Origin of the sequence: Streptococcus sp. 2100 (assembly GCF_013276335.1) — a bacterium.
Lineage (GTDB): Bacteria > Bacillota > Bacilli > Lactobacillales > Streptococcaceae > Streptococcus > Streptococcus pseudopneumoniae.
Genome location: NZ_VMKV01000050.1, coordinates 1 through 8,529 on the forward strand (window position 1 = coordinate 1; position 8,529 = coordinate 8,529).

At 42.2% G+C, this 8,529-nt stretch carries 4 protein-coding genes and 1 pseudogene; 4 read left to right on the top strand and 1 reads right to left on the bottom strand.

The window, feature by feature from the left end; genetic code table 11:
* Window positions 1-611, top strand: a 611-nt coding sequence (locus tag HT669_RS07665; RefSeq protein ID WP_275689762.1) for a group II intron maturase-specific domain-containing protein, incomplete at its 5' end; no start/stop codon positions are given.
* 96 nt (window positions 612-707) lie between these two features.
* Here HT669_RS07665 and HT669_RS07670 read toward each other — a convergent pair.
* On the bottom strand, window positions 708-1,067 hold the full coding sequence (locus tag HT669_RS07670) for a tyrosine-type recombinase/integrase (RefSeq protein ID WP_078929799.1): 360 nt from the start codon (window positions 1,065-1,067) through the stop codon (window positions 708-710).
* Window positions 1,068-1,172: 105 nt separating this feature from the next.
* Here HT669_RS07670 and HT669_RS07675 point away from each other — a divergent pair.
* From HT669_RS07675 to addA, 3 genes and pseudogenes are all read left to right on the top strand, one after another.
* Window positions 1,173-1,328, top strand: a pseudogene (locus HT669_RS07675) (diacylglycerol kinase family lipid kinase); the annotation flags it as partial.
* 211 nt (window positions 1,329-1,539) lie between these two features.
* On the top strand, window positions 1,540-4,815 hold the full coding sequence (gene rexB, locus HT669_RS07680; RefSeq protein WP_172922683.1) for an ATP-dependent nuclease subunit B: 3,276 nt from the start codon (window positions 1,540-1,542) through the stop codon (window positions 4,813-4,815).
* Window positions 4,812-8,462, top strand: coding sequence for a helicase-exonuclease AddAB subunit AddA (gene addA, locus HT669_RS07685; protein WP_050222976.1), 3,651 nt, complete (start codon window positions 4,812-4,814; stop codon window positions 8,460-8,462). Before rexB ends, addA begins: the two co-directional genes overlap by 4 nt.
* Window positions 8,463-8,529: the final 67 nt, after the last annotated feature.

Sequence of the window (8,529 nt, forward strand, 5' to 3'; positions counted from 1 at the left end):
CAGATGATTGTGTGATGACTGTCGGAAGCGAGGCAGCCGCTAAGCGTGTGATGTATTCAGTCAGTCGTTTTATTGAGAAACGGCTAGGTTTGAAAGTAAATATGACCAAGACTAAGATTACCAGACCAAGAGAGCTGAAATACTTAGGTTTTGGGTTCTGGAAATCATCAGATGGTTGGAAAAGTCGTCCACATCAAGATAGTGTTCGGAGATTTAAGTTTAAATTGAAGAAACTAACACAGAGGAAATGGAGTATAGACCTAACAAGACGTATTGAGCAACTGAATTTGTCCATTCGAGGATGGATAAACTATTTCTCATTGGGAAATATGAAAAGTATTGTCACCAGCATAGATGAGCGCTTGCGTACTCGCCTACGAGTGATTATCTGGAAGCAATGGAAGAAGAAATCGAGACGATTATGGGGATTGCTTAAGTTAGGAGTTCCTAAATGGATAGCAGATAAGGTATCTGGCTGGGGCGACCATTATCAATTAGTAGCTCAGAAGTCGGTACTTAAACGTGCTATATCAAAACCAGTCCTTGAAAAACGAGGACTGGTTTCGTGTTTGGATTATTACCTTGAACGACATGCGTTAAAAGTTAGTTGAACCGCCGTATGCCGAACGGCACGTACGGTGGTGTGAGAGGGGCTAGAGATTATCCCCTACTCGATTATTTAGAGGACAAAAAAGAGGCAAAACTTTTTAAAAAATCTTTTTCATAACTTTATCCAGTACATTGATTGCTTCATCTTTCATGTTCTTTGTGACGTGGGTGTAGATGTAAGTAGTGACTTCAGAGTCGGAATGACCAACCCCGTCCGTGATTGTTTTTAAAGGAATTTTATTTTCTGCTAAGATGCTAATAGTGGTGTGTCTGAAGATGTGAGGGGACAGATGTTTGGGAATTGGTTTTTTAAGGCGTTCGTTTGCTCGCTGGAGAGACTTGCTCAAGACGGAACTATGAACTGGTTTTCCTGTATTGGTAACAAAAATACGGTCGCTTTTGTGCCAATTCTTATCGGTTGTTTCTCTTAGACGATTTATAGTAGGTTGAAATAATATACGAACAGCTTGATTAGGGAAATCAAATTAATTTCTAGAAATATTTTAGCATCCACGGTGTACTATTCTAGTTTCAATTTACTATAGTTCAATCATTCTATCAAGAATACTGAATATATAAAAGCACCTACTATTAAAATTTCTTCTGATATCGAATTAGAGTCGGATGTCGATGGCGATAAATCAGATAATCTACCAGTCGACATCAAGGTACTAGGACAACACATTGAAGTCTACTCTGGACCTAAGGAACAATCATAAAACTCAAAGCCTTATCACCGAGGCTTTTTTTATTATGTGATTTTCAGTAGGCAGATTTATTCTATATATAATACAAGTAAAATTAAGTATTTAAGATCTAGCAGATTTAGCAGATGATGAAGAAAAGAATGGATGGCCTAAATATTTTAACAGATTTACGAGACTAATCATGGTATAATATAGGGTAATGAAAAATTCTAACGAGGCGGAGATGAAATTACTTTATACTGATATTCGGACTTCTTTGACTGAAATTCTAACCAGAGAGGCGGAAGAGCTAGTTGCTGCGGGCAAGCGGGTCTTCTACATCGCTCCCAACTCTCTTTCTTTTGAAAAGGAACGCGCCGTGCTGGAATGCTTGTCCCAGCAGGCTTCTTTTGCGATTACCGTCACGCGCTTTGCTCAGATGGCTCGTTATCTGGTTTTAAATGATTTGCCAGCTAAGACCAGTCTAGATGACATTGGTCTTGGGATGGTCTTTTACAGATGCCTTGCAGAACTTGACCCCAAGGACTTGCGTGTTTATGGTGCTATCAAGCAGGACCCTCAATTTATCCAGCAGTTGATTGAATTTTACCACGAGATGACCAAAGCTCAGATGAGTTTTTTAGACTTGGAGAGTTTGACGGATGAAGACAAGCGAGCAGACTTACTCTTGATTTTTGAGAAGGTAACGGCCTACCTCAATCAAGGCCAGTTAGCTCAGGGAAGTCAGTTGTCCCATTTGATTGAGGCTATTGAGAATGACAAAGTTAGTAGTGATTTTACTAAAATCGCCTTAGTTATTGATGGATTTACCCGTTTTTCTGCTGAGGAAGAGCGAATTGTAGACTTACTTCATGGCAAGGGAGTTGAGATTGTCATTGGTGCTTATGCTAGTAAGAAAGCTTATACCAGTGCATTCGCTGAAGGCAATCTCTATCAAGCTAGTGTGGAGTTTCTCCATCATCTGGCCTCTAAATACCAAACGCCTGCTCAGGACTATTCTCAAACTCATGAGAAGATGGATAGCTTTGACAAGGCCTCTCGTTTGTTGGAGTCTTCTTGTGACTTTTCAGAACTCGCTTTGGATGTCGATGAGAAGGACCGTGAAAACCTGCAAATCTGGTCTTGTTTGACGCAAAAGGAGGAGTTGGAGCTAGTAGCCCGCAGCATTCGTCAGAAATTACATGAGAACTCAGACCTGAGCTACAAACATTTTCGTATTCTCTTGGGGGATGTAGCTTCTTATCAATTATCTCTAAAAACGATTTTTGACCAGTATCAGATTCCTTTCTATCTTGGTAGAAGCGAATCCATGGCGCACCACCCTTTAACTCAGTTTGTCGAGTCTATTTTGGCTTTGAAACGCTATCGTTTCCGTCAGGAGGATTTGATTAATCTTCTCAGAACAGGTTTGTATACCGACCTTAGTCAGGCTGATATTGATGCTTTTGAGCAATATATCCGCTATCTTGGTATCAATGGCTTGCCAGCCTTTCAGCAAACCTTTACCAAATCCCACCATGGAAAATTTAATCTGGAACGTTTAAATGTTCTTCGTCTGCGTATTTTAACACCTCTTGAAACCCTCTTTGCCAGCCGAAAACAAAAGGCTGAAAACCTCCTACAAAAATGGAGTGTCTTTCTAAAAGAAGGAGCTGTGACCAAGCAGTTACAAGATTTGACAACCACTTTGGAAGCTGTAGAACAGGAAAGACAAGCCGAAGTTTGGAAGACTTTCTGCCATGTTTTAGAACAATTTGCGACTGTTTTTGCTGGTTCACAGGTTAGTCTGGAAGACTTCCTAGCCTTGCTCCATTCTGGAATGAGTTTGTCCCAATACCGTACCATTCCAGCAACAGTGGACACTGTTCTGGTGCAGAGTTACGATTTGATTGCACCATTGACTGCTGACTTTGTCTATGCTATTGGACTAACTCAGGACAATTTACCAAAAATTTCTCAAAACACCAGTCTTCTGACAGATGAAGAAAGGCAAAACCTAAACCAAACGACCGAAGAAGGCGTTCAATTACTGATTGCCAGCAGTGAAAATCTCAAGAAAAATCGCTACACTATGCTTTCCTTGGTCAATTCTGCTCGTAAGCAGTTGTTCTTGTCGGCTCCAAGCCTTTTTAACGAAAGTGAAAGTAAGGAATCTGCCTATCTTCAAGAGTTGATCCATTTTGGATTTAGGCGAAGAGAGAAGAGGATGAATCACAAAGGACTGTCTAAGGAGGATATGGGGTCCTATCACAGTCTTTTGTCTAGTCTGGTTGCCTATCACCAGCAGGGTGAGATGAGCGATACTGAGCAAGATTTGACTTTTGTCAAGGTTCTGTCGCGTGTCATAGGTAAAAAACTAGATCTGCAAGGTCTGGAAAATCCAGCCATCCCAACCAGTCCAAGCAGCAAGCAGTTGGCTAAGGATACCTTACAGGCTCTCTATCCTGCTGAACAGGAATTTTACCTGTCTACCTCTGGTTTGACGGAGTTTTACCGGAACCAATACAGTTATTTCCTCCGTTATGTTCTAGGCCTGCAGGAGGAATTGCGCCTACGTCCAGATGCTCGTAGTCACGGAAATTTCTTACACCGCATTTTTGAACGCGCCTTGCAGTTGTCTGACGAAAATTCCTTTGACAAACGTTTAGAACAAGCTATTCAAGAAACCAGTCAAGAACGGGAATTTGAGGCTATTTATCATGAAAGTTTGGAAGCTCAGTTTACCAAGGAAGTTCTGCTTGATGTTGCACGGACGACTGGACATATTCTCCGACACAATCCAGCTATTGAAACCATCAAAGAAGAGGCGAATTTTGGTGGAAAAGAGCAAGCCTTTATTCAATTGGACAATGGACGCAGTGTCTTTGTACGAGGCAAGGTTGACCGCATTGACCGATTGAAAGCTGATGGGGCGATAGGAGTAGTAGACTACAAGTCTAGTCTGACCCAGTTCCAATTTCCTCATTTCTTTAATGGTCTTAATTCCCAACTGCCAACCTACCTAGCTGCCCTAAAAAGAGAGGGGGAGCAGAACTTTTTCGGTGCCATGTACTTGGAAATGGCTGAACCTGTTCAATCTCTGTTGACCGTTAAGAATTTGGCAGGTGCAGTAGTAGAAGCCAGCAAGTCTATGAAATACCAAGGACTCTTTTTAGAAAAAGAAAGCAATCATTTGGGCGAATTTTACAATAAAAACAAGTCTAATCAGCTGACAGATGAGGAATTCCAGCTCCTACTGGACTACAATGCCCATCTTTACAAGAAAGCAGCTGAGAAGATTTTAACAGGCCAGTTCGCCATTAATCCTTATACCGAAAATGGCAGAAGCATTGCCCCCTACGTCCAGCAACATCAATCCATCACAGGTTTTGAAGCCAATTACCACTTGGGTCAAGCCCGTTTCCTAGAAAAGTTGGATCTAGCTGATGGCAAGCGTCTGGTCAGAGAAAAACTCAAGCAAGCTTGGTTTGAAAAAATAAGAGAGGAGTTGAATCGATGAAGCCTATTCCCTTTTTAACTGAGGAGGAAATTCAAAAACTGCAAGAAGCAGAAGCAAATTCGAGCAAGGAACAAAAGAAAACTGCCGAGCAAATCGAAGCTATCTACACTTCTGGTCAAAATATCCTTGTCTCAGCGTCGGCTGGTTCTGGTAAGACTTTTGTCATGGCCGAGCGTATTCTGGACCAATTGGCGCGTGGTGTCGAAATTTCTCAACTCTTTATCTCAACCTTTACCGTCAAGGCTGCGACTGAACTCAAAGAACGCTTGGAGAAAAAAATCAGCCAACAAATCCAAGAAAGCGATGACGTCGACCTCAAACAACACTTGGGTCGCCAGTTGGCAGACCTACCCAACGCAGCCATCGGAACCATGGACTCTTTTACACAAAAATTCCTTGGTAAACATGGCTATCTGCTTGATATTGCGCCTAATTTCCGTATTTTACAAAACCAAAGCGAGCAACTCCTTCTAAAAAATGAAGTCTTTCATGAGGTATTTGAAGCCCATTACCAAGGTAAACAGAAAGGGACCTTTAGTCATTTGCTGAAAAATTTTGCAGGGCGTGGCAAGGATGAACGGGGGCTACGCCAGCAAGTCTATAAAATTTATGACTTCCTCCAATCCACCAGTAATCCTCAAAAGTGGCTGAGTGAATCTTTCCTCAAAGGTTTTGAAGAGGCTGATTTTACCAGTGAAAAAGAAAAACTGACTGAGCAAATCAAACAAGCCCTTTGGGATTTGGAAAGCTTTTTCCGTTATCATCTGGATAACGATGCCAAGGAGTTTCCTAAGGCTGCTTATTTAGAAAATGTTCAGTTGATTCTGGATGAAATTGGCTCCTTAAATCAAGAGTCCGATAGTAAGGCTTTTCAATCAGTGCTTGCGCGTGTTGTCGCAATTTCGAAAGAGAAAAACGGCCGAGCTCTGACCAATGCGAGTCGTAAGGCTGATTTGAAGCCACTGGCCGATGCCTACAACGAAGAGAGAAAGTCCCAGTTTGCTAAACTAGGACAACTGTCAGACCAGATAACGATTCTCGACTATCAAGAACGTTATCATGGAGACATTTGGAAACTAGCTAAAACCTTCCAAACCTTTATGAGCGATTTTGTGGAGGCTTATCGTCAGCGTAAACGTCAGGAAAATGCCTTTGAATTCGCTGATATCAGCCATTACACCATTGAGATTTTAGAGAAATTCCCGCAAGTCCGTGAAGCTTATCAGGAGCGTTTCCACGAAGTCATGGTCGATGAGTATCAGGATACCAACCATATTCAAGAACGAATGCTGGAATTGCTGTCTAATGGCCACAATCGCTTTATGGTGGGGGATATCAAGCAATCTATCTACCGTTTCCGTCAGGCAGACCCGCAGATTTTCAATGAAAAGTTCCAACGCTATGCGCAAAATCCAAAAGATGGCAAGCTCATTCTCCTCAAGGAAAATTTCCGTAGCAGTTCAGAAGTGCTGTCAGCAACCAATGATGTTTTTGAACGTCTCATGGATCAAGAGGTCGGCGAAATCAACTATGATAACATGCACCAGCTTGTTTTTGCCAATAGCAAACTAACTCCTAATACTGAGAACAAGGCTGAATTTCTCCTCTACGACAAGAACGACACAGGTGAGGAAGAAGAGAGTCAAACAGAAACGAAACTAACAGGCGAAATGCGCTTAGTCATCAAGGAGATTCTGAAACTCCACAAGGAACAAGGTGTTGCCTTTAAGGAAATTGCCCTTCTGACCTCCAGTCGCAGTCGTAATGACCAGATTCTCCTCGCCCTGTCTGAGTACGGAATTCCTGTCAAAACCGACGGAGAGCAAAACAATTATCTCCAATCCCTAGAAGTGCAAGTCATGCTAGACACCCTTCGTGTCATTCACAATCCCCTGCAAGACTATGCCTTGGTTGCCCTTATGAAGTCTCCAATGTTTAGCTTTGATGAGGATGAGTTAGCACGTTTGTCCCTTCAGAAAGCAGAGGATAAAGTCCACGAAAATCTCTATGAGAAACTGGTCAATGCACAAAAAATGGCAAGTAGTCAAAAAGGCTTGATTCACACAGCTCTAGCTGAAAAACTAAAGCAATTCATGGATATCCTAGCTTCTTGGCGCCTGTATGCCAAAACCCACTCTCTCTATGACTTGATTTGGAAGATTTACAACGACCGTTTTTATTATGACTATGTTGGGGCTTTGCCAAATGGTCCTGCTAGACAGGCCAATCTCTATGCACTAGCACTTCGTGCTGATCAATTTGAAAAGAGCAATTTCAAGGGCTTGTCTCGTTTTATTGGTATGATTGACCAAGTCTTGGAAGCCCAGCACGATTTGGCAAGCGTTACAGTTGCACCACCTAAGGACGCAGTAGAGCTCATGACCATCCACAAGAGTAAAGGGTTGGAGTTTCCTTACGTCTTTATTCTCAATATGGATCAAGATTTCAACAAGCAAGACTCTATGTCAGAAGTCATTCTCAGTCGTAAAAATGGACTAGGTGTCAAATACATTGCCAAAATGGAGACAGGGGCAGTGGAAGCCCACTATCCTAAAACCATCAAACTCTCCATTCCTAGTCTGCCCTATAGGCAGAACGAAGAGGAATTACAGCTGGCAAGCTATTCTGAGCAGATGCGTTTGCTGTATGTTGCTATGACGCGGGCTGAGAAAAAGCTCTATCTTGTCGGCAAGGGTTCTCGTGAAAAGCTGGAAGCCAAGGAATACCCAGCAGCCAAAAATGGGAAACTAAATAGCAATACTAGACTGCAAGCACGGAATTTCCAAGATTGGCTTTGGGCTATCAGTAAAGTGTTTACTAAGGACAAGCTCAACTTTAGTTATCGTTTTATTGGCGAAAATCAGTTGACCAGAGAAGCTATCGTTCAGTTGGAAACCAAGAGTCCTCTCCAAGATAGCTCCCAAGCAGACAATCGTCAGTCAGATACCATCAAAGAAGCTCTGGAAATGCTGAAGGAGGTGGAAGTTTATAATACTCTTCACCGCGCAGCTATTGAACTTCCTAGTGTTCAAACCCCAAGTCAAATCAAGAAATTCTACGAACCCGTTATGGATATGGAAGGTGTCGAGATTGCTGGTCAAGGTCAGTCAGTAGGCAAGAAAATCAGCTTTGATTTGCCAGATTTTTCAACCAAAGAAAAGGTAACTGGAGCTGAGATTGGTAGTGCTACCCACGAACTCATGCAGAGAATTGACCTCAGCCAGAGACCAACGCTTGCTAGCCTAACAGAAACACTCAAACAAGTTCAAACTAGCCAAGCTGTCAGAGACAAGATCAATCTTGATAAAATTCTTGCTTTCTTTGACACAGCACTCGGTCAGGAAATTATCGCTAATACCAACCATCTTTATCGCGAGCAACCTTTCTCCATGCTCAAACGAGACCAAAAGAGTCAGGAAGACTTTGTTGTCCGTGGTATCCTTGATGGCTATCTGCTTTACGAAAACAAAATTGTTCTGTTTGACTACAAGACAGACCGCTATGATGAACCAAGTCAACTCGTAGACCGCTATCGTGGTCAGTTAGCTCTATACGAAGAGGCTTTATCACGAGCCTATTCGATTGAAAATATTGAAAAATACTTGATTTTACTCGGTAAAGACGAGGTTCAAGTTGTAAAAGTATAACTTATACTCTTCGAAAATCTCTTCAAACCACGTCAGCTTCACCTTGCTGTAGGTATGGTTACTGACT